This window comes from Psychrobacillus sp. Z3-81 (genome assembly GCF_056620325.1).
This window is the reverse complement of the sequence record NZ_JBWQPU010000006.1, coordinates 37,188-59,975: the sequence shown is the minus strand read 5'-3', so window position 1 is coordinate 59,975 and position 22,788 is coordinate 37,188. Positions and strand designations below refer to the sequence as shown.

The following is a 22,788-nucleotide window of genomic DNA, read 5'->3' as shown; positions in this document are numbered from 1 at the left end:
GCGGGATTTATTCTCACTCATGGCTGATTTACTCTCATTCAAATTGGGAGGAGGGCATGGTCTGGATCCGCTATTCTTCCAGGGTCGGCTTTATTCTCAGTCGTGGGTAGTTTATTCTCGGTCGGCTGGGAGTTACTCTCGTTCGCGAGTGATTTATTCTCGGATAGACCACCTTTACTCTCATTTAGCCGATTTACTCTCGGTCGAGCGGGATTTATTCTCATTCGTGGACTATTTACTCTCATTCAAATTGGGAGGAGGGCATGGCCTAGATCCGCTATTCGTCCAGGGTCGGCTTTACTCTCGGTCGTGAGTGGATCGTTCACTCCTGCTATGATAAAAAAGCAGACAAGTTAGGACTAACCATCCTAAATTGTCTGCTAGATATATGTACTATTAATGTTATACGGAATTACAATTTATAAAACAGAAAAAAACGAATTTCATTTTATAGAAATCCGTTCTTTTCGTTAAGCCTATTCATTTAAATCATGGTTTGCTTCAAATTCGTCAAGCAATGCTCTTACCTCATCCGTTGTTTTGGTGTTCATCAATTGATTTCTCAATTCACCAGCACCTCGGAATCCTTTTACATAGATTTTGAAGAAGCGGTGCAAGCCAGTAACAGGACGTGGTAATTCTTCTTTGTACTGATCATGCAGGTCCAGCTGCAATCTTAATAGATCTAAGTGTTCCTTACTACTATGCTCTCTCGGTTCTTTTTCAAAGGCAAAAGGATTTTTGAATATACCTCGACCAATCATGATACCGTCTACTCCATATTTCTCCGCAAGTTCCAGACCTTTTTGTCTATCCGGAATATCTCCATTGATCGTTAGCAATGTTTGCGGTGCAATTTGATCACGTAATTCTTTAATTTCCGGGATTAACTCCCAATGTGCGTCTACCTGGCTCATTTCTTTTCTTGTACGTAAATGAATCGAAAGGTTTGCGATATCTTGTCTTAAAATATGGGCTAGCCATTCCTTCCACTCTTCAATTTCCGAATAACCAAGTCTTGTCTTTACACTTACTGGCAATCCCCCTGCTTTGGCTGCTTGGATGATTTCAGCAGCTACATCAGGACGAAGGATGAGACCGCTCCCTTTCCCTCTCGATGCTACATTAGGTACTGGGCAACCCATATTAAGATCGATTCCTTTAAAGCCCATCTCGGCCATACCAATACTCATTTGGCGGAAATACTCAGGCTTGTCCCCCCATATATGTGCAACAATCGGTTGTTCGTCCTCTGTGAAAATTAAACGACCTCGCACGCTTTTTTGACCTTCTGGATGACAGTAGCTCTCTGTGTTTGTAAACTCTGTGAAAAACACATCCGGTTTACCCGCTTTTGCTACAACATGCCTAAATACAACATCTGTAACATCCTCCATTGGTGCAAGCACAAAAAACGGCTTCGGCAAATCTGCCCAAAAATTTTCTTTCATCTTTTATTCAAGTCCTCTCTTCTCAACAATTAATTCCATGTTTCATTTATTAGAAACATCCAAACAATAAGTTCCGGATATTAAGTAGATAAAATAATGTCATCTCATAGTATAACCTAGCTTTTTTAATTTATCTTCACACATGTTTCTCGTCAACTAATTATAGATGGATAATCTCCTACGTGCGGGTTTATCTAAAATAAATAAATGGGAAACCCATCATAAAGGATTTCCCATTTATTCAGCCCTATCGCAAGAATATTAAATGATGTTTGCACTCATTCAACATTCTCCATCCTCACTAGTATTGGCTTATGAGGATTGAACCAAAAGACAAGCTGCCACCGCATTCCCGAAACTATACTTATAAATTTTTGTATAGCAAGGAATGGATTTCGAGTTTGACATGTTAACCTTCTTCTCCTTCGAGCGTTTCTTCAAGATCAATTAAATCAAAGAGTAAAACTGCAACCAAAATAATAACGAGAAGGTCATTGTCAATTCCGATTTCCGAAAAGGCATAAGCAACCACTGCAAGAACAACTGCTATCAACTCTATATTCATATTATCACCACTATATTATATGTATAAAAACATTTGATGTGTAGAACATATACCAGAGGTGACTTTAATGGGCGACATTACAAATATAGATATTATTAAAATGTACACGGAAACAGATGAAGAAATGAAGGCATTAATCCATGAAACGGATAAAAAAGCTAAAAAAGCATTAAGAATTACCGTGTGGTTAAAGATCATTGTTTCCCTTGTTTCCGTCTCTGCCATTGCATCTTGGTTGAAATATCATGGTCATAAAGAAATTTGGGCATTGCTTTTAATTTTTTCTGAGCTTGCAGACATGTTGCTAGATAACCTGCCCTATTTTAATCAACGCATTAACTTGCCACAAATGAAAATTAAACTGGAACATATAGAAATTGAATTAAAGAGTGACTTACTTCAATTTGAACGTGGAATAATCGATGAGGATGAAGCAGTTCGAAGATATTTTGCAATCCGCAAAGCTTGGTTAAAAGCAGCAGGATAAATAAGAACTCCAGCAACATCCTTCTAGTTCTCCTGAAAACTCCTCTCGTATCTCGAACTTATCTGCTATACATATGTTTTCCATAAAACGGGCAGGTCAGAAAGCACACACTTTCTAACCCGCCCATTCTTTTTATTTATTTCCACTTCACATAAAGCGTGCGTGGTTGTTTTTCAACCTTATTCCAATTTGTCCATGCCTTTGAATAGTTTTTAGTTGTATACAAATTGACTAATGTATTTTGTTTAATGCCGCGGTGATAGTCATATACAAGGTTCTTAATAGACGTTGATTTGATGATTTTTGTATTTTTTCCTTTTAGGGTAATCGTTTTTAAAGGATTTACAAGGAATGCATCAAACGGTACGCTTCTGACGGATGCAGGAATCACAAATGACGAAAGCTTATTATTAAAAAATGCACCTTCTTCGATTTTGGTGATGTTCGACGGGACAGTAAATGTCTTTAAGCGATTATTCGCAAATGTTCCAGGCTTTATAACCGTCACCTTATTTGACATCTGAACCTTTGTTAATCTATTTTTATTAAACGCTTCTGCTTCGATATTCGTCACACTGTTCGGAATCATAATGCTTGCTAATCGGTTATCTGCAAATGCATTTCTTCCAATGCTTTTTAAGCCAAATCTTAACGAAACAGAGGTTAGTTTATTACCTGCAAAAGCAGCTGAGCCAATTTCCTGTACTGTTTTTGGGAAGGTTAACTTTGTCAACTCATTATCCGCAAATGCTGCAGACTCAATGGTCTTCAAGTTTTTAGGAAACGTGATGCTACTTATTTTATTCATAGCAAATGCTCCAGACTCCACGGTTTGTAAAGTTGTAGGAAGCTTAACAGCTGTTAACTGATTACCATAAAACGCCATTTCTCCAATTCTTGTAATAGAGTTTGGCAATTGAACATTGGTAAGATTATTTTGTTCAAACGCCCAGTTTGGGATGTTCTTAATAGACTTAGGTAAAACAAGCTTGGAGATTTTATTGTTGCTAAAGGAGCCAGGGTACAGCTGTATATCTTTGCCCAGAAATGTGACGCTCTGCAGCTGGTTATTTTTAAATGCATTGTCCCTTATCTGCTGCATATTCGCTGGGATTATTAGCTTCTTTAATTTGTTATTTTCAAATGATCCAAATTCTATTGAAAGTAGCTGTGCTGGTAGCTCAATTTCCGTTAATTGGTTAGACGAAAATGCTCTTGCTGGAATACTGCGCAGTCCACTTCCTAGTGTGAGTCTCTTTAGCTCCGACCTCGAAAACACTTCATAGCCTAATTGAGTCACAGAATTAGGAATCGTTACACTTTTCATTTGTGTTCCTAAAAATGCCTTGTGATCAATTTTCTTCAGCTTTCCTGGTAGCTCTAATGCATAGTTGGCAAATGCTGCTCCGTTATAGCGAAACGCATTATTGCTAATGTATTCTAGATTACTAGGAAGCTGAAGCGGTGCACTAGCTTTTACAAAAGCGTAGGAAAATGCATACGGTCCGATTGAGCGAATACTGTCTGGGAAATGCACCTCCGTAAATCGCTCCTGAGCTTCTTTTTCCGTTTTTGCAAATGCATAAGGACCAATTGCTGTTACTGGCAACCCTTTTAATACACTTGGAATTATTAAAACCTTTGTTGGTTCAGCAGGTTCATAACCTGTAATTTGCGCTTCTCTTACACCATTTCTCTCAATCACTTTAAAAGTAAAGTCCCCGTCTTGATCGTCTGGTGTCCGGTCGAGATGTGCAGGGTATTTGACTACAACTTCTTTCCCGTACCCTCTCGCAATATCTTCACCTATTGCAGTCACACTCTCCGGTATCACAAGCTCTTCTAGCAGGTTTTCTGCAAATGCTTCATCACCAATAGACTCTAATTTTTCGGGTAATGTAACGGACTTGATACTATTTCCTAAAAACGCTTGTTCCCCAATATGGCGAAGAGTAGACGGGAGTTTTACAGTGGAAACGATTCTTTCATAAGCATCTGGTCTGTCATAATCAAACCATTCAGTATCGATATAAAACGCACCACTGGATATTTCAGTCACAGGAAAACCATCAATTGTTTCAGGAATGATTAAATCTCTTTTATAATCTGCACCATTAATTGCCACTTCTTTTGACCCGGTTGGACCTATAAAGATTTCATAGTAGAAGTTTGTTTTTGTTTGAGCGTCAGCTTTCTCTGCTGAATATATCATATGCAGTGGTACTATTATCAGTATGATCATGAGTATTTTCTTCATGTTATATCCCCTTCTCTGTATGCGGTTAAAATAAGATGTTGCAACCTGCTTTGCTAGAAACACCATCTAACATTACAACCATATTATACCATCCTCTACATACTTTATCTTGCACCGGTTTCTGCAGCCTGTCTCAACTAAATATTCTGGAAAGGCGGACTTTTCAATTACATAAGTATTCAGTTTTAGAGTGTTATAATAATTCTGGGAGAAATAGCATTTGCGACTGATGATATTCAAACATCTGATTGTATGTGGTTTGTTGTATTTTCGGAGGTAGACATATGGAGCGAATCCTAAATCCAGGGAGAAAAGACATTGCTAAAATGATGCTAGGCTATAAGTTTGCATTAGAAGAAATTAAAACGAAAATCTCTATACTGCTAGAAGAGTTTCAATTAATTCATGATTATTGCCCAATAGAGCATATAGCAACTCGACTGAAAACCCCTAGAAGTATTGCACAGAAAATTGAACGGAAACAGTTAGCATGGTCTATGCAAGAAATTGAAGACAAAATTCGTGACATAGCTGGGATTCGTATTATTTGTTCGTTCGAGGAGGATATTTATCGGATAGCAGATATATTGTGCAATCAACATGATATTAAGGTAATCGAGACAAAGGATTATATTAAACATCCAAAAGAAAATGGGTATCGAAGCTTGCATTTTATTTTTAAAATACCTGTTTATTTAACAGACTGTGTACGTGAAGTATTTGTTGAAGTTCAAATGCGCACAATTGCAATGGATTTTTGGGCTAGTCTTGAGCATAAGATTTTCTATAAATATAACAAAACGGTACCACCAAATATTAGACAAGGATTAAAAGAAGTAGCAGAGCAAGCTGCTGCGTTAGATGTTAGAATGGCTACTTTAAATAAAGAGATTAATCTTCTAAAAGAGCAGGATGAGGATTCAGATAATGAAAATATGAGTAATTATATCCAGCAGTTCATTGCCTATAATTTAACTCATTAAGCAGTTCAAAAAAGAATTGCTATTATCATTAATAAATCCGTCTTAGTTAGGGTTATCCAACTAAGGCGGATTTTCATTACATCTATTAGTTCTGATGATTGATATCTTGGCTAGTAAGGTATTGAAACATTTTAAGTTCTCCCCCATCAAGCTGTTCTTTGTGCATATTTATCGCACTGATGCGATTATTTTCATATGTTCTGTAATAATAAATACCTTTTTCTTGATCCATACAAGAGGAATAGGTCGTTGAATCCTCTTCTCCTTCATCCGTGAGGACTCCACCTTTGACCATTTTCACATAGTCAAGCATGTGGAAAAATTGGGTGAGTGCTTGCTCGTCTCCTTCAACATTTGGCATATGCGAGCGAATAAAAGCAATTCGCACAAATCTAGAAACGGAAGCAAAGTCCCCAGGTATACCTAATGTTCCTGCTCCGACGCCTAACGCCTTTAGTTTTTGATCACCCCATTTTGCTTCTTTTGGAGATACCGGGGTTACATGTAGATATTCATTTAGGTTTATTACATGCCAGTCAAAGCTAGGGTTGTTCGTTAGAACTCCCAGGTGATTGTCATGCACAATTAATCCATCCTTTGTCTTTTCTACTACAATGCACTGCCCAGTCTTATCTACTACAATCCAGTGAAGCATTGGAACTGGTGTGTCTTCATTGATTGGACGATCCACCAGCTCTAGCTGCTCGATTGCACGTTTCACTTCTTCCACTGTTTCATGATTTGATAATACCCATTGGATAAAGTCGTATGGCGCAATATTATTCTTTCCTTCAACGGGTTCTTTCTCAAAATACGCATAGCCTTCAAAATTTAATCCCGCAGCAGCTAAACCAGCTTCATTCATAGCATCGGCTAGAACGGGATGATTATCTATCACCGTCCCCATCCCAATGATAGCCCGCTTATTTGTTACGCTGTTACCAGACACTCTATCTTGAAGTTTATAGTTCCTTGGTATTATCATCACTGCTTGATTGAAAAAATAGGCTAAATCCATATTTCTTCCAAAAAACCATTTACCCTCTTGAGATTGAATACTTAATCCTGTGCAAATATTGGTTCACCTCATTTAATCGTATATATAATTCTAGATAGTTTGTTTCATTTATTTTCTTTTATACAGGCATAAATCATCCAAACTCTTTAGATTCAATAAGTGCATATTCTATAAATATTCGAGCAAGCTACTATGTAAAAGAGGTGTGTTTATGGCTATTTGTCCATTATGTAATGCACTAAAAACAATGGAAATCGATTGTCCAGAGTGTCATATACTCTTAGACGACGGGGGTAAAGTGTCTGACTATTTAGATCCATATGGTCATTATAATGATGAAGAAACAAACAAAATGGGGGACGGTTATCCCAATACTGCTATAGATCAAATATGCCCACACCTCATGGTTTGTAAAGAATGTGGCTATGACAAAGTGGTTCTTATCCAAGAGCAATAAGAGTTGCTATTCCTTATTCTTTTATTCACTTAAGTACTGTCATAGAGAAAAGAACGAATTCCCCTATAGGAAATTCGTTCTTTGTCGTTACATCTTATTCGGAAATGCCGCCTAGTACTCCTATTTACCTCTTTCCTTTATCATAAATTTCACCTAATGCCCTTGGAGCACGGTTTGATTTAGAGAAGAAGATTAATAACAGTAACGTCAATACATAAGGCAGAATCATGAATAGATCGGTGAAACTACTTGGCAATGCCATTGACTGAGCTACAAAAGCTCCTCCTGATTTGGCAAATCCAAATAAAAGGCATGCCGCTAAAGTAGGGAGAATCCTCCAATTACCAAAAATTAATGCAGCAATTGCCAAGAATCCATATCCCATATAGATACTTGAAGAAAAGTTTGCCGAAATAGAATAGGCAAAACATATACCACCCAGACCTGATAATAGGCCAGATACTAAAACTGCCGAAAACCTTATTTTCGATACGTCTACACCTGCGGCATCAACAGAATGAGGGTTTTCGCCACAAGCTCTTAAGCGCATGCCATACTTTGTTTTATATAAAAGATACCAGGCAAATATGGCAATCACTACGATAATTACTTCAAATGGATATACATTTGTAAAAATAGCCCCTATTATCGGTATATTGGCTAACCCTTCAATCGTGAAACGTTCCGATACTCCTAGCTGAAATTTGTCGGAAGCAGCTCCAAAGACAAGCATATTAATCTGTGTCGTTAAGAATGTCGTAAGTGCCATCGCTAAAATATTTATCACAACACCACTGATTACTTGATCTGCTTTAAACTTAATACTTAGAACGGCATGAATAACGGAAAAAGCCATCCCGCCAAGCATAGCAAATAGTAATGCCACATAAAAAAGATTTTGAACATCCATGCCGAAAGAATTTGCTATTAAAACAGCTGCCAGTGACCCAGTGAATGCCCCAAAACCTTGAAATCCTTCCAACGCCAGATTAGTAATCCCGCTCTTTTCACTATATATACCGCCTATTGCAATGATAAAAAGAGGAAGAGCAAAGGATAAACCATCCATAATTATTGTATCCATCATGCTTCACTCTCCTTTCGCTCCACTTCTTTTTCCTTCAATTGGCTAACTTTATATTTCATATACACACCACATGCACTGAACAATAAGATCAATCCAACAATCACAGAAGATATTTCTTGTCTGATTCCAGCCTGTGAACTCATGTATGTGCTTCCCTGATCAATGATAGAAACTAAAAAGGATGAAAAAATAACGCCAATCGGATGAGAATTTCCTAGCAGTGATACAGCAATCGAATCAAAACCGATACTTGATAACACTTTTGGCTGTATGGAAGAATAATAACCAAGATAATAAGTTACACCTGCAAGACCTGCCAGTCCTCCTGAAATGACCATGGCTAAGATTGTATTTCTTCCCACATTGATTCCTGCGTATTTTGCAGCTTTTCGGTTGGAACCTACCGCCTTCAATTCAAAGCCAACCACCGTTTTGTCCATCACAAACTTTATTAAAATAGCTGTAAGGATTGCTAGAATAAAGCCTAATGGAATGTCCATTTTTAAATTTCCTACCTCGACATTCACTAGAGTCAATCTAGCTGCTTCTGATATATATTGAGATTGTCTGGAGACAGGGTCGATATAATACATCTGAATAAAAAAGCTAATGACATATTGGGCCGTATAATTCAACATAATAGTAGATACGACTTCATTGATATTAAATCTATATTTAAGCCATCCTACTAGTCCTCCCATCAGTCCCCCAGCAATTACCCCGATTACTAATACAAGAGGCTTTGCAATGTAGGCATCTAAACCACTGTAGCCAACAAGTATGGTAGCCAAAAAACCAGAGACGAGCATTTGACCGGAGACCCCAATATTGAAGAGACCTGCTCTATAAGCAACAGCAACTGCCAAACTTGCAAACACAAGAGGTGTCATGGCATTTAATAAGCTCAGAAAGTCAGTAATCATACTCTTATAGCCAGCGTAAGAAGGCTTAGGCAAGATTCCTGAACCTTGAAGCAAATTGTAAAATGCTTGCAAAGGATTTTTGCCGATCAAAAGTATAACAATAGCTGCAGCAATAAAGCTTAGGAGTATGGCGATTAACGGAATGGAAATATGTTGCCATTTCTCATTGCTTATTGGCCGAATAAGACTATATTTTAAACTTTTTTTCTTTTTATCTTTACTCATGCTTTGCCCCCATCATATATTCACCGACTTCATTCGTCGTTAATGATTCTCTACTAGCAATCTTTTGAAGTTGACCATTGTAAATAACGCCTATGGTATCCGCTACATTCATAATTTCATCCAACTCCAATGAAATAAGTAAAATCGCTTTTCCACGGTCTCGTTCCTGAATTATCATTTTGTGAATGTTTTCAATCGCACCAATGTCCACACCTCGTGTCGGCTGAACGAAAATCATGAGAGGGGATTGCAGCTCAATTTCACGAGCAATGATTGCTTTTTGCTGATTGCCTCCACTCATGGAACGGACTTGGGTCTTGATACCTTGTCCACTTCTAATATCATATTTATCTATCAATTGAGAGCCAAATTGCTCAAATTCTTCTTTATTCAAGATACCTTTAACAGAAAAAGGATTCTTATAATACTGCTTTAAAGCCAGATTGGTTGATAAATCAAAATCCAAAAACAGACCATAACTTTGTCTATCTTCAGGTATATAGGAGATTCCATCCTCTGTTCTATTTCTGATGGTTTCATTCGTAATGTCCTTGCCACCAAGAATTATGCTTCCGCTACTCACCTTCTTTAATCCAGCTATGGCATCCGCTATTTCCACTTGACCATTATCTGCAACTCCGGCAATGGCAAATATTTCACCACCGCGTATGGTAAAGGATACGTCTTTTACCACTTCAAACCCATCTTCATTTTTAACAGTCAGATGCTCTACCTTTAATACTTCCTCTTTAAACTGAGCAGGAGCTTTTTCCGCTTCAAAGCTTACCTCTCTGCCCACCATCAAACGAGCCATATGATGAATTGATGTTTGCTTGACATCTAGCACATCAACTAATCTGCCCTTGTTCAATACTGCGCATCGGTCAGCCACTTTCTTGATTTCTTCAAGCTTATGTGTAATTAGAATAATTGTTTTGCCAGCATCCCTTAAGCCTTGAATAACGTTGAGCAAGAACTCAATTTCTTGAGGAGTTAGAACTGCAGTTGGTTCATCAAATATGAGGATTTCTGCTTCCTTATAAAGCACCTTTAAAATTTCAACCCGTTGCTGCATAGAGACAGTTAAATCCGTTATCTTTTTTGTAGGATCAACTTCCAAAGCAAACTTTTTAGACAATTCTTCAATTTTACGATTGGCATTTCGGATATCTACATATGGGAAGATACCCGCAAATTTTTTCATTGGTTCAACACCTAAAATAATATTTTCTGTAATCGTATAATCTGGGACTAATTTAAAATGCTGATGAACCATTCCTATGTTTAGCTTCGCCGCATGGTTAGGTGAACTAATAATCACTTTTTCTCCCCGGATATATATCTCTCCTTCATCCGGTTCATACATGCCGCCAAGCATACTCATCAAAGTCGACTTACCTGCCCCATTTTCTCCAAGCAGAGCAAAAACTTCTCCTTTTTTTATACCGATGGATACATCATCATTCGCAACAATTCCAGGGAATCGTTTGGTTATATGTTTCATTTCTACAATATAATCAGACATTTTTCTCCTCCTTTATCACCGCTAATATGCAAGGAAAAATTTAGAAGCTTACCGCTCCTGATATTAATTCAGGAGCAATAAACTTCTAATTGTTCGTTTTATTATTATGGAAAGTTACAACCCTGGGAACTTTTCTGGTTTATGACCATTAAAGTTAGACGCTGGTACGATTGTGCCAGCTTTCACCAATTCGTAAGCTTCATTCATTTTAGTAAGTGTATCCTCTGATAACTGGTGACGGCCCTCCTCTTTTATGAAACCAGTAGAATCTGTATCAGCATAAAGGACTACGTTTCCTCCTTTGAAGCTACCGTCAACAACGCTATTCAGTGCCTTTTCAATATTCATGCTCATAAATTTTACCGCGGACGTTAACACGATATTTTCAGAACCGTTTACGCCGTCATCAAATTGATCGACATCAACGCCAATTACCTTTACGTCACCTTTCGCTTCCTTAACAGCTGTGAATACACCATTGCCAGTACCACCTGCAGCTACAAAGATTCGGTCTACACCTTGTTTGATCAACGCATTACCAATTACTTTGCCAGTCGCTTCATCTGCAAAAGATCCTGCATAGTTACCTCCGACATTTTCACCTGTTACATCAGTCCCTGCATAACCTGATAACTCAACTACTTCTACATTTTTTCCATAAACGTTATTCACATAATTTACACCAGATTCAAATCCGAATTGATAGTTTACATTGGAAGGATAAGCAATTCCATTTACAACCGCTACCTTATTGGATTTTGTTTCAAGCGCTGCAGCCATTCCTGCAAAAAAGCCGCTTTCTTGTTCAGCAAAGTTCATTGCGTATACATTATCGAATGTTTTTTGATCGCCAACGGGTGTTGGCTCAGAGTCATTCAGGATAAATACTTTATCTGGATTCTCTACAGCTATGCTGGAGATTCCGGCAAATTGGAAACCAGGTGTCACGATAACATCATAATCTGCCACGATATCTGCAACAGCTTGAACAGCTGCAGTAGGATCTCCAGTTTCTTCTCTGATAGCTTTCACTGTTGCTGTTGGGTTATTTTCAATAAAGCTCAAAATACCGTTATAGTTATCTTCATTAAAGTTGCCATCATCAACGCCAGAAGGACTTGTAACTATAGCAATTTTTAGCCCATCTCCACTTGCTTCGGAATCTGCAGCGTTTTCCTTATTTCCGCATGCTGCCATTACAGCAGTCAGTAAAGCAATGATCAAAACCACCGCTATTTTTTTAAGTTTTTTCATAACCTATACCTCCAATAAAATCTCGTTTATATCCTCTGTAAAAATTAAAAAAAGCACCGAGTTATACCGGTGCTTGACTTTAGGAAGGTAAATAACGAAAAAAGATTAGTTTTCTCTCGATTATATACTCAACCTCGTAGTCAAGCTATTTATGGTAGCTTGGTAGAAACTTTCGGGCCATATCCCCAACATTATACGAGAATAGTATTTAATTTTTACAAAGTCATATTAACATCGAGATTTAACACTGTCAATAACATACGTACATTTAACAAAAATATATATAAAACGTTCGTTAATTTATAGAAAATAAATAAAATTACGTGGATATATAATTATAACGAAGTTAAAATACTAAATTTTTTTGCTATAAAAAGTAAAGCGAAAAGAATGAATAACGAATTGAAATATCCTATAATCTTTTAAAAATATTATATTTTCAATAATAATTAGTATTAATTTTTACCATAAAAATAGAGACACCATTAAGTGCCTCTTAAACTACCATACTTTTATCCCGCATTAAGGGACAGTAAGACTCCCACTTCAAGATGGCAAAAGAACTGAGACAGCTAAGTGGGAGATCAACTGTCCCTAAAAGCCCGATTGGTTCAACTAATGCTTGGTGGGGGGAGGAAAGCCCCCCCACCAAGGCAAAGTTTCACTTTATTTACTTAACCCTTTTTCATGTAATCGATAGATAATGGCTGCTATATGTGCTCTTGATGTGGAATTATTAGGACCAAATCGTCCATCAGAGTAGCCATTTAAAATTCCTTCTTGTTTCATTGTTTCAATTGCTATGTATGCCCAATGATTGTGACCTACATCTATAAATGAATTCATTTGTGTATTTATAGAAGAGCCATACAAACCTGCGTTATAAAGTATTTGTGCTATTTGTGCTCTTGTTAAATTGGCATTAGGAGCGAAACGATCATCGCCAGTTCCATTCATTATTTTATGTTGAGCAACTAAATGAATTACATCTACAGCCCAATGATCGCCATTGACATCACTAAATGAAATTTTTTCATTTGTTGGAGTAAGCCCTAAATAATTACTGATAATTTTAGCAGCATGGGCTCTTGTTACTGGCTTATTCGGCTTAAATGTTCCATCAGGGTAGCCAGAAATCCAACCCTTTTCTGCTAAAAACATTATTTCTTTTTCTGCCCAATGTCCTACTACATCTCGGAATTTTTTATTATCATATTGCGTTAAATTCCATTCGTCTATTACCTTGCCTACTTTATTTCGATAGTATTCACCACCCAAATGATTGTATCCGGCTTCGGCAATATCGTATAGATATTCTTTCGCTGCTTTATCCAAGCTCCAGCCTTTTTTAAGTCTTTCTTGATAGTTTGTTTTTGCGAAACTATATCTTTGGTTTAATAGTAAGTTTCCTGCTAAATAATCAATCGCTTCTTTATGAGAATTGAACTTTCGATACCAGTTATCTCTTCTTTTACTTTCGTCAAATATTTTTCGGTCATATCCATAATCCACCAAAATAGGTACAGGCTCATAATCTTCATCTGGTTGCCCTTTCAGTTGCCAAGCGTTTTTCGGGTTATAACCCCATACTTTTATCCCGAAAAAATTATTCGCATGTATAGCGATTCTTGTTGTTCCATAACCACTCTCCAGAATTGCCATGCCCATAATTGCACTAGCAGGTATTCCCCATTTTTCACTTGCATCTATTGCAGGAGTAGAAATTTTATGAATAAAGTCTTTTTTCATTTGGGTAGAGATATTTGAATATGTAGATAAATAAGCGTTACTATTTCTACCTAGCTTTGCATCTTCAAATGGTAAGGGGTTAATGTTTGATGCACCTGATACCACCAAGTTGAAATTTGTGGTAAGTAACAAAATTATAAGAAATATCACTACTTTTCTTGTATTTTTCAACTACAGATCTCCTCTCTCATTAAAATCAAACTCTATTATCATAGCAGTTTTTTTATAACTTTCGAGGGGAATCTCCTATTTTTTTGGTAGTAATTCATGGCTATATTTCCGAGCTTTACATTAGCTCACTTCATTCCAGTAAACAAAAAACCACCATTCATCCTGTAAGGACAAATGATAGTTTTGTATTTAATAATCATATTTTTTGTTTTATTTAAAGGTAAGAAATGGTTACTCAAAATATTAAGCCTCTGCTTTTTGTACAAGCATAATAATGTACTGCTAAAAAATCCTTCTTGAACCCGCATTCTTTCGTTCCCAATTATAATAAAGTCCTGCACAAATCGGTCATTTTCTCGATTTTTTTCTCTCTTTTTTCCGCCATCACATTATTATTATTCATAATAAAGTCCTGCTCTTCTCTTGCCTTCCCCCTCCCTTTCCCCCTTCTTTTTTCGGGTTCATTTGAACCCGTCTTGCTTTTCCTCAAGCCTTTCTCCCTCTCGTTTTTTCTCGCTTTTCTTCCTTCCTTTTTCTCTTTTATTACACGAAAAAGGATGGGAACTTGGTTCCCATCCTTCCTATTTCTTGCCTGGCTCTGAATTGGTTTCATGCCTTTTGCACATCTTTATTTTCAATTCGTCATGACTTTATTCTTTCTACCACAACTTTATTCTGGCTTTACACTTTTAAAAAGAGTTTCGCTACCGCTTCGCAGTGCGTGCTTTGAGGAAACATGTCCACTGGCTGTATTTCCTTCGTTTCATATCCGCCATCCTCTAGGATACGTAAATCACGTGCTAGAGTTGCTGGATTACAGGACACGTAAACTACCCGTTTTGGCCGCTGCTCAATAATTGTTGTGAGCAACGCTTCGTCACAGCCTTTGCGTGGTGGATCTACTACTAAAACGTCTGCCTGCTTTCCTTCCTTGTACCAACGAGGGATGACCTCTTCGGCTGGACCTGCCTCAAAGTAAGTGTTTGTAAAGCCGTTAAGCTCAGCGTTACGTTTTGCATCCTCTATCGCTTGAGGTACGATTTCTACTCCTAATACCTGCTTCGCTTTTTGTGCAAGGAATAAAGAGATTGTGCCAATTCCACAGTATGCGTCGATTACTGTTTCATCTCCAGTGAGCTGCGCATAGTCAAGCGCCTGTTTATACAGCACCTCGGTTTGCTCAGGATTCACCTGATAAAAGGAACGTGCTGAGATTTCAAAGCGAACATCTCCGATTTTATCCTCAATGGTAGGCTTGCCCCAAACAAGTTTTGTCTCATCTCCGAAGATGACATTCGTATTCTTCGGGTTAATATTATGCATAATAGAAGTCACCTTGGGCTCGATTTCACGAATCAGCTGAATGATTTCGTCTTTCTTTGAGAGACGAGGATGCTTAGTGATAAGCACTACCATTACTTCGCCCGTAGCTCTTCCTTTACGGACCATCAGATGGCGAAGCTGTCCTTTTTTGGTTTCTTCATTATATGGGATTAAATCTAGCTCCAATGCCTTTGCTTTTATTGCTCGCATCAGCTGATCTGCCTCATCAGTTTGAATTAGGCAGGTTGGTGTGTCGGCAATCTTATGTGATTTAGCCTGGTAAAACCCTGCAATCACTTCTCCGTCTCTCATGCCAAAAGGAATCTGTGATTTGTTTCGGTATTCCCAAGGCTTGTCCATCCCCTTAACAGGTAGTACTGGAGCTGTAATTTTGCCTAGACGCTGCATGACATTGCGAACCATGTTTTCCTTGTACTTCAGCTGCCCTTCATAGGATAGGTGTTGAAGCTGACAGCCCCCACATTCGTAAAAGACGGGACAAGGAGCATCTACACGATTGGGAGATGGGTCGATAATGTTTATTAATTTGGCAAAGCCATAATTTTTTAATGTCTTCAGAACGTGTATTTCTGCCGTTTCTTCCGGCAAGCCACCATGAATAAATAGTGGGTAGCCGTCTACTTTTGCCACGCCAGAACCGTCATGTGTCAAATCCTCTATTCTAACTGTTAGTCGATCATTCTTTTTTACTGGTGTATTCACGTAATTTCTCCGTTCTCTTATGATGAGATTCATTATATCAAAAATAGGGCAATTGGGGGGGAAAGTTGATTTTTAGGCAAAAAAAATCAAGCAGACTATTCTGCTTGGATAAATTGTTTAAGTTTTTTCTTCTCTAAAACCTTCCACTGCATAGTAGGCACTATGTTTTGATTCAAACGATTTGCAAACACCTGTGCCGAGTATGGGTTATCAAAAATCTTCATCTCGTGGCTGTTTGAATTCTTCAATGTCTCGGTAGTTCCGTTAATGACTCGAATAATTATAAACATTCGACCACTCCAAGTTTTTGACATAAAATCATAAATTGTTACAAAAATATTGTCTCATAAAACAGATATTTTGTATATTGAAATAAAAATTTGTAACGAAATGGTAATATTTTTTCCGTTAAGCTATTATTCTGAAGCATGATTAATTTACATGGTAATACCTTACTAGCATAAAAGAAAAAGCACCTACGACTTTTAGCAATAAAATCGTAAATGCTAATATGATTAAGGTCTATCTTGTTCTCGGATATCATTGATTGGAACAAAAACCTCAATATGTCGATGTAGATTTTGAAAAGTTGCAGGGATTTCTCCACCATATTCGCCATCTAAGTTAAGCAAGACTTTTTCTTCTGCCGTCACTTTTATATGGCTTGCTTTTTTATAGATCACATGTGGATCCGCTAAATGCTCTCCTCGAAGTGCAAGCGTAGCCAATCGAATGAATTCCGCTACATTAACCTTTTTCAATATTAATAAAGAAAACTTCCCATCATTAATACTTGAATTTGGCGCAAGCTTTTCAAAGCCACCAACTGAGTTAGTGAGTCCTACTAAGAACATCATTGCCTCATCTTCAAATACTTCTCCATCATACTCAATACGTACCTTAGAGGCTTTAATCGAAGGAAGCATCTCAATTCCTTTTAGGTAATATGCAAGTTGACCTAACATCGTTTTAAGCTTACTTGGTACCTCATACGTAAGCTCCGTAATTCTTCCTCCACCTGCGATGTTAATAAAGTATCGATCGTTTACTAAACCGACATCTACAGGTATAGAGTCTCCCTTAATGATTATATCCACCGCAGCCTCAATATCTCGGGGAATATGTACCGCTCTGGCAAAATCGTTTGTAGTCCCCATAGGAATCAGACCAATCTTTGGTCTTTTTTCAAACTTACTTACCCCAGCAACCACTTCGTTCAAGGTGCCATCTCCGCCAGCTGCGATGATAATATCAAAGCCATTTTCAACTGCTTTTTCAGCCGCTTTTATTGCATCGCCTTCTCCAATTGTTGCATGACAAGAAGTTTCGTAACCTGCAATCTCTAATTCCTCCAACACTTCTGGCAAATGTTTCTTAAAAAGCTCTCTTCCAGAGGTCGGATTGTAGATAATCCTCGCACGCTTCATACTGATTTCCTTTCTTCTTTACAATTTCATTCTATTAATAAGACCGTAAAACCACCTAGAAGGTTTCCAACATTCCAAAAAAGTCGACGATAGCCGACTCTTATTTTTGTAGAACCTGCATCCAGCTGTTACGGATACTTTCATAAACAGCCAAGTGGAATTCTTTATTCTTTACAAACTCAAGCATTAAATTATCGTAAAATTTCTTTTGAGCTTCCTCAAAGGCTGCATCCTCTTTTGCTGGGAGTGATGCTCTTCCTTCCATTACAAAGCTCTGCACACTATCCGCTCTTGGTCCCCATTTAGCAAGTACTTCTCCATCCTTGTCTAGTAATAGATACATAGGGATTGAGCGTCCACCATTTGTCAAATAACGATCCATCAGCTCAAGATTTTCATCACGAAGCACTGTCCGAACCTCGATATCGGCAGCTTCAGCAATCTTACGTAAGATAGCATTATTCATCATGGCATCTCCACACCAGTCTTCTGTTATGACAAGTATATGTGGTGACTTCACTTTTAATATCTCAATAAATTCATCATCAGCCGGCACATCAAAATTATTGTACACCGCAAATGACTCTTCTTTCTTCGTAGTCATGTCCTCCATGTAACGATCCAATGGTTTTGCAGTTTCAAAATACGCATGTTCTGTTTGCAATCTGACTACCCCCTTTTTATCAAGTATACTTTCTTTCAAAATGTTATTCAAATAAGTTGATGAAACTAATAGGTGTCCATTACTCTTGAAAACTATACATAAAAGTAATACAAAAATAATAAGCACTTATAAATATAATTATAAGTGCTCACTTGCATTTCTATTAGTATTTAATTCTATTAGTTTTCTTTAGAAATTAGTAGTACGAAAAGTTTTTCCTTTACTGGACTTGATATGTTGGCTTTATTCCTTTCAGAACCTCTACTACATTTTGAGTTGCTTTTGTTCTTAGCTCTACTACTGCTTCTTCTGAATAAAAAGCACTATGAGGAGTTATATATAGATTAGGTAAGGTTATCAACTCACTGTCCAAGGGGATTGGTTCTATCTCTATCACATCTAAAGCAGCTCCCGCTATTTTACCAGATCTAATTCCATGGACTAAAGCTTCCGTTTGTATAATCGGACCACGAGCAGTGTTAATTATAAACACTCCACTTTTTAATTGTTCCAGCACTTCGAAATTAATTAGATGTTTGGTATTTTCAGTCAAAGGAACGTGAATGGATATTATGTCAGCATTCTGAAGAATATCCTTTAACTCCATTTTTCTAACTCCGTAGGTTTGCATCTCTTCTGCAGAAATAAATGGATCATAAACTAGAATTTCTTTAAAACCCAATGGTAAAACTTTTTCTACTACCTTTTTAGGAATTTTTCCGAAGCCCAATATCCCAAGTACTTGATTTTGAAACCTGTAGATTGGTGTACCAACACTAAAATCCCAAACGCCATTTTTAACTGCGTTATTTAACTCGACAATTTTACGTGTCCATGACAAAAGTAAGGCTACAGTATGGTTAGAAACCTCTTCTATTCCGTAATCAGGAACATTGCACACTGTAATACCTAGTTCCCTTGCAACCTTCAAATCAATAGTGTCAACGCCAACTCCATATCTAGAGATAACTTTACAATTCTTAAGGTTTCTTAGCACCTTTTCGGAAAGAGGGGCATATTGGTTGATAATGGCATCTGCTTCCCTTGTTGCTTCCATAACCTCTTCCTCAGTCCGACATTGGGCTTTAATAGTCTCAATATCTAAACCACTTTCAGCGAATACAGCTTCTTCAAAGTTCAATTGGTTAAGTTCATAATCTGTAATTACTACTTTCCATTTCAACAGTCACTCCTCCTAACTAAGTTCAGCAATCCCTAAACCTGATGCACCAAGTTCAGAACTCTTGGCTTCTGGGTAATATCGCTTAATCATTTCAACTCCTATAGATGCACGACGCACTCTTTCTCGAACCAAAGCCAAGTTAGTAGATTCCCATTGTGTCCCCGATGGATATACATCTGGGTGGTTACGTAACCCAAACTTAATATAAACCGGAGAGAGCACTCGAATAATCTCAGGTATTTCATAATAGCGTAAGAAACCTCCGAAATTATCAGGTACTTCAATGTAAATATCGATAGGAATATCTATAGCTTGTCTTATTGCTGCAAGTTTTTGCAACGTCAAAGATGAAGGAACATTATATGTATCAGCTCCTAATTCCTCCATAATCTTTACAGAGACAGGATTACAAGCTCCCATTTGAACAGATACCTTTACGACAAAATCACTCGGTAGTAGGCCTTCTTCTTTCATCTTTTTCGTCATATATAGCAAACCTTCATCCGCTATTAATGCACCTTTTAGCCCCAAATCTGCTCCTCGAATTAAATCTTCCATCGCATATACCAATTGATTTACACCTTCATGTCTTAACGCTTGAGACTTTCCTGCTGTTGTCAATGGCCCAGCACTAATATCCCAAGTACCACGCGGCCCTACGAACAAGCTTAATTCCATCCCTCGCTCAGCAGTTAGCTTACACATTTCTTTTATTTCTTCATCCGTTTGTAGCATGATCCCACTCCCCTGAGAGATTCGATGAATAGTAAGTCCATATTCATCGATTGCTTTTAGTGTCTCTTTTAAAGCTAGAGGTCCCTCCACACTTGGAAGTTCTATTCGATATTGTGCACCGTCTGAAAAACGCTTTTCCGATGTTGGTAATTCTGCGTAATCATTTACGGGATAACCTAGTTTCTCTAATAGTTTTTGTGATTTGTTCATCTTATCTCCTCAGATTCCAAAATATTTTGCAGTAAATCTTTCATTTTATTTCTTATTAAATCATTAGAATTAAAGAATGGTTGACGATAACCCACTTTTCTATTCGGAAACCAGCGCAGGTGAACAGCTTCCTTCATAGTCAAAAAGAAACTAGGATGCCAAGTGTACATATCCATTAGTTTAGAGATTTTTAGATGAATAGCTTGAATTTTAGATAGTTCCTTATCTTGAATGGCATTATACAATTGAACAGACAACTCAGGTAGAAATACCGATGTTCCATTGATACTACCAGCAGCACCAAGAAGCTGAGTATCAAGCATGTGCTCATCGAAAGCAGAGTACACTTTAAATCCAGGATGCTTTTTTGTGATTTGCTCAATCACAGTCCTTATGCGGCCAATTGTTGGCACCGTTTCTTTAATCCCTTTTATGTTTGGACAATTTTCTACTAGTTCAGCAATTACCTCAACAGGAATTTCCTGCCCTGTTAATTGGGGAATATTATACAAATAAATATCGTTGGAAACATGATTAGATATTTCACTATAAAATTTAACCATTTGTTCATTCGTCATATTCCAATAGTATTGGTTTACCACCATGACTCCTTTAGCACCTAACCTGGTTGCATAATTGGCCAAATCTATAATCTCTTGTAAAACCGTCCCACCTACACCACACATAACCGGTACTCTGTTATTGATGTATGAAATCATCTCAGCAATATATGCCTTCTTTTCATCAAATGATAGAAAAGGAAACTCCCCAGAGCTACCTAGTAGAAGAATTCCATGTACTCCACTTTCAATAATATGATCAACCATCTTTTTATTTAAATCGCTATCAATATCACCATTCTCATTAAATAAAGTGACTATCGGTGGAATTATTCCGTCCATATATGTAACTCCTAACCGCGTTTAATAAATACTGTTTTAGTACTAGTGTAAAATTCTTTTGCTGCTTCTCCTTGTTCTCTACTACCGGTACTAGAGGACTTCATGCCACCAAAAGGTGCTTGAAATTCTACTCCTGCGCTTTCAGCATTTATACGGACTAATCCTGCTTCTATTCCATCAATAAAGTCCATTGCCGCACCTATGTCTTTCGTAAATATAGAGGCACTTAATCCATATTCCACATCATTCGCTAACTCAATGGCTTCGTTACTAGATTTCACTTTAATCAAGGCAATCACAGGTCCGAAGATTTCCTCTTGAGCAATTCTCATGCTAGGTTTTACATTGTCAAAAATAGTTGGCTCTACATAATATCCTGGCAGGGCTTCGGATTGAAGTGATTGCCCCCCAAATATTAATTCGGCTCCTTCTTTTTTCCCTATATCAATATAATCAAGAACAGTATTATATTGACTTTCACTAGCACATGGCCCCATCCAGCTATTACTGTCTACACCAGGACCAATTGTAATTTTTGCTGATTCACTGAGTAAGCGGTCTTTAAAACTTTCGTAGATGTCTTCCTCTATAAATACCCTACTAGTAGCTGTACACTTTTGGCCTGTAGATTTAAAAGCTCCACTTAGTACTGCTTCTACTGCATTGTTAATGTCTGCGTCCTTAAGAACGATGACAGGATTTTTTCCTCCCATTTCTAGTTGAACTTTGACAAGATTTTTTGCAGCTGCTTCAGCAACCAATTTCCCTGTGTTACTAGAGCCGGTGAAAGTAATTCCGTTAATTCTAGAGCTATTTATTAGCTCATTACCTATGGATGACCCACTTCCAGTGATAAAGTTTAATACTCCAGCAGGTAAGCCTGCATCTGCAAAACACCGGATTACCTTAGCAGCAGTTACAGCCGCCTCAGATGCCGGTTTAAAGACAACTGTATTACCATAAACTAGTGCTGGAGCAATCTTCCAAATAGGTATTGCAACTGGAAAGTTCCATGGCGTAATAACACCTACAACCCCTAAAGGGATTCTCTTGGTGAACATGAGCGCTTTGTTATCAGAAGCTGGAATTAGATCGCCCTCTTTTCGGCTTCCTTCAGCTCCGTAATATTTTAGAATTGCGATACCTCTTTGGGTTTCACCCATAGCTTCAGGAAAGGTTTTGCCCATTTCCTCTGTCAACGTCTTGGCAATATCCTCTAAGTTTTCTTCTAGTTTTGCAGCAACCTTATACAAGATTTGCCCGCGTTGAAATTGACCTAAGCTTTCCCACTGTTTTTTCGCATTATGTGCAGAATTGATAGCTTCATTTAGCTCCTCAGCAGTAGAAGATTGAACATAACCAACAACCTTTCGTGTAGCTGGATTAATACTTTCTATCTTTTTTCCACTGCTACTCTTTCTCCACTCTCCATTAATATAATTTGAGTATTCTGTCATTTAATGATCCTC

General features: G+C 37.7%; 21 protein-coding genes and 1 riboswitch. Of the genes, 3 read left to right on the top strand and 18 right to left on the bottom strand.

Annotation, left to right across the window (positions count from 1 at the left end; all coding sequences use genetic code 11):
* Positions 1 to 476 precede the first annotated feature (476 nt).
* Positions 477 to 1,451: a tRNA dihydrouridine synthase gene (locus AC1ECF_RS08265; protein ID WP_480388932.1), complete on the bottom strand. Its 975-nt coding sequence runs from the start codon at positions 1,449 to 1,451 to the stop codon at positions 477 to 479.
* Between the two features lie 409 nt (positions 1,452 to 1,860).
* Positions 1,861 to 2,016 carry a hypothetical protein gene (locus AC1ECF_RS08260; RefSeq protein WP_480388931.1) on the bottom strand — a complete coding sequence of 52 codons (156 nt, stop codon included), beginning with the start codon at positions 2,014 to 2,016 and terminating at the stop codon, positions 1,861 to 1,863.
* Between the two features lie 67 nt (positions 2,017 to 2,083).
* On the opposite strand from AC1ECF_RS08260, the gene AC1ECF_RS08255 reads away from it, so the two are divergent.
* A complete protein-coding gene (locus tag AC1ECF_RS08255) occupies positions 2,084 to 2,503 on the top strand; it encodes a hypothetical protein (protein WP_480388930.1) in 420 nt (139 codons plus the stop codon).
* Between the two features lie 136 nt (positions 2,504 to 2,639).
* On the opposite strand, the gene AC1ECF_RS08250 is transcribed toward AC1ECF_RS08255, so the two are convergent.
* The gene (locus tag AC1ECF_RS08250; RefSeq protein ID WP_480388929.1) at positions 2,640 to 4,760 is read right to left on the bottom strand and encodes a leucine-rich repeat domain-containing protein; all 2,121 of its coding nucleotides are present in this window, start codon (positions 4,758 to 4,760) and stop codon (positions 2,640 to 2,642) included.
* A gap of 284 nt (positions 4,761 to 5,044) precedes the next feature.
* On the opposite strand from AC1ECF_RS08250, the gene AC1ECF_RS08245 reads away from it, so the two are divergent.
* The gene (locus AC1ECF_RS08245) at positions 5,045 to 5,743 is read left to right on the top strand and encodes a GTP pyrophosphokinase (protein WP_480388928.1); all 699 of its coding nucleotides are present in this window, start codon (positions 5,045 to 5,047) and stop codon (positions 5,741 to 5,743) included.
* 85 nt (positions 5,744 to 5,828) lie between these two features.
* On the opposite strand, the gene bsh is transcribed toward AC1ECF_RS08245, so the two are convergent.
* The gene (gene bsh, locus AC1ECF_RS08240) at positions 5,829 to 6,818 is read right to left on the bottom strand and encodes a choloylglycine hydrolase (protein ID WP_480389068.1); all 990 of its coding nucleotides are present in this window, start codon (positions 6,816 to 6,818) and stop codon (positions 5,829 to 5,831) included.
* Between the two features lie 154 nt (positions 6,819 to 6,972).
* Between bsh and AC1ECF_RS08235 the strand changes: the two genes are divergently transcribed.
* The gene (locus AC1ECF_RS08235) at positions 6,973 to 7,218 is read left to right on the top strand and encodes a hypothetical protein (protein ID WP_480388927.1); all 246 of its coding nucleotides are present in this window, start codon (positions 6,973 to 6,975) and stop codon (positions 7,216 to 7,218) included.
* 124 nt (positions 7,219 to 7,342) lie between these two features.
* On the opposite strand, the gene AC1ECF_RS08230 is transcribed toward AC1ECF_RS08235, so the two are convergent.
* The 14 genes from AC1ECF_RS08230 to gucD form a co-directional block, all read right to left on the bottom strand.
* On the bottom strand, positions 7,343 to 8,305 hold the full coding sequence (locus AC1ECF_RS08230; RefSeq protein ID WP_480388926.1) for an ABC transporter permease: 963 nt from the start codon (positions 8,303 to 8,305) through the stop codon (positions 7,343 to 7,345).
* On the bottom strand, positions 8,302 to 9,453 hold the full coding sequence (locus AC1ECF_RS08225; RefSeq protein WP_480388925.1) for an ABC transporter permease: 1,152 nt from the start codon (positions 9,451 to 9,453) through the stop codon (positions 8,302 to 8,304). The genes AC1ECF_RS08230 and AC1ECF_RS08225 overlap by 4 nt, the downstream gene beginning before the upstream one ends.
* The gene (locus AC1ECF_RS08220; RefSeq protein WP_480388924.1) at positions 9,446 to 10,978 is read right to left on the bottom strand and encodes an ABC transporter ATP-binding protein; all 1,533 of its coding nucleotides are present in this window, start codon (positions 10,976 to 10,978) and stop codon (positions 9,446 to 9,448) included. Before AC1ECF_RS08220 ends, AC1ECF_RS08225 begins: the two co-directional genes overlap by 8 nt.
* A 114-nt stretch (positions 10,979 to 11,092) precedes the next feature.
* Complete coding sequence (locus tag AC1ECF_RS08215) at positions 11,093 to 12,232, bottom strand: BMP family lipoprotein (protein WP_480388923.1); 1,140 nt, start codon at positions 12,230 to 12,232, stop codon at positions 11,093 to 11,095.
* Between the two features lie 117 nt (positions 12,233 to 12,349).
* A riboswitch (purine riboswitch) is annotated at positions 12,350 to 12,451 on the bottom strand.
* Between the two features lie 447 nt (positions 12,452 to 12,898).
* Positions 12,899 to 14,152 (bottom strand): S-layer homology domain-containing protein, encoded by a 1,254-nt coding sequence (locus tag AC1ECF_RS08210; protein ID WP_480388922.1) that lies wholly within the window; start codon positions 14,150 to 14,152, stop codon positions 12,899 to 12,901.
* Between the two features lie 322 nt (positions 14,153 to 14,474).
* Positions 14,475 to 14,765, bottom strand: coding sequence for a hypothetical protein (locus AC1ECF_RS08205; RefSeq protein WP_480388921.1), 291 nt, complete (start codon positions 14,763 to 14,765; stop codon positions 14,475 to 14,477).
* A gap of 68 nt (positions 14,766 to 14,833) precedes the next feature.
* Complete coding sequence (gene rlmD / locus AC1ECF_RS08200) at positions 14,834 to 16,198, bottom strand: 23S rRNA (uracil(1939)-C(5))-methyltransferase RlmD (RefSeq protein ID WP_480388920.1); 1,365 nt, start codon at positions 16,196 to 16,198, stop codon at positions 14,834 to 14,836.
* 95 nt (positions 16,199 to 16,293) lie between these two features.
* Entirely contained in the window at positions 16,294 to 16,488 is a 195-nt protein-coding gene (locus AC1ECF_RS08195; protein ID WP_480388919.1) for a hypothetical protein, read from the bottom strand.
* A 225-nt stretch (positions 16,489 to 16,713) separates the two neighbouring features.
* Positions 16,714 to 17,625: a diacylglycerol kinase gene (locus AC1ECF_RS08190; protein WP_480388918.1), complete on the bottom strand. Its 912-nt coding sequence runs from the start codon at positions 17,623 to 17,625 to the stop codon at positions 16,714 to 16,716.
* 100 nt (positions 17,626 to 17,725) lie between these two features.
* On the bottom strand, positions 17,726 to 18,289 hold the full coding sequence (locus tag AC1ECF_RS08185) for a thioredoxin family protein (RefSeq protein ID WP_480388917.1): 564 nt from the start codon (positions 18,287 to 18,289) through the stop codon (positions 17,726 to 17,728).
* Between the two features lie 220 nt (positions 18,290 to 18,509).
* A complete protein-coding gene (locus AC1ECF_RS08180; RefSeq protein ID WP_480388916.1) occupies positions 18,510 to 19,472 on the bottom strand; it encodes a C-terminal binding protein in 963 nt (320 codons plus the stop codon).
* A 12-nt stretch (positions 19,473 to 19,484) separates the two neighbouring features.
* Positions 19,485 to 20,417, bottom strand: coding sequence for a U32 family peptidase (locus tag AC1ECF_RS08175; protein WP_480388915.1), 933 nt, complete (start codon positions 20,415 to 20,417; stop codon positions 19,485 to 19,487).
* A complete protein-coding gene (locus tag AC1ECF_RS08170; RefSeq protein ID WP_480388914.1) occupies positions 20,414 to 21,319 on the bottom strand; it encodes a dihydrodipicolinate synthase family protein in 906 nt (301 codons plus the stop codon). Before AC1ECF_RS08170 ends, AC1ECF_RS08175 begins: the two co-directional genes overlap by 4 nt.
* 11 nt (positions 21,320 to 21,330) lie before the next feature.
* Positions 21,331 to 22,776: an alpha-ketoglutaric semialdehyde dehydrogenase GucD gene (gene gucD / locus AC1ECF_RS08165; RefSeq protein WP_480388913.1), complete on the bottom strand. Its 1,446-nt coding sequence runs from the start codon at positions 22,774 to 22,776 to the stop codon at positions 21,331 to 21,333.
* Between the last annotated feature and the right edge of the window lie 12 nt (positions 22,777 to 22,788).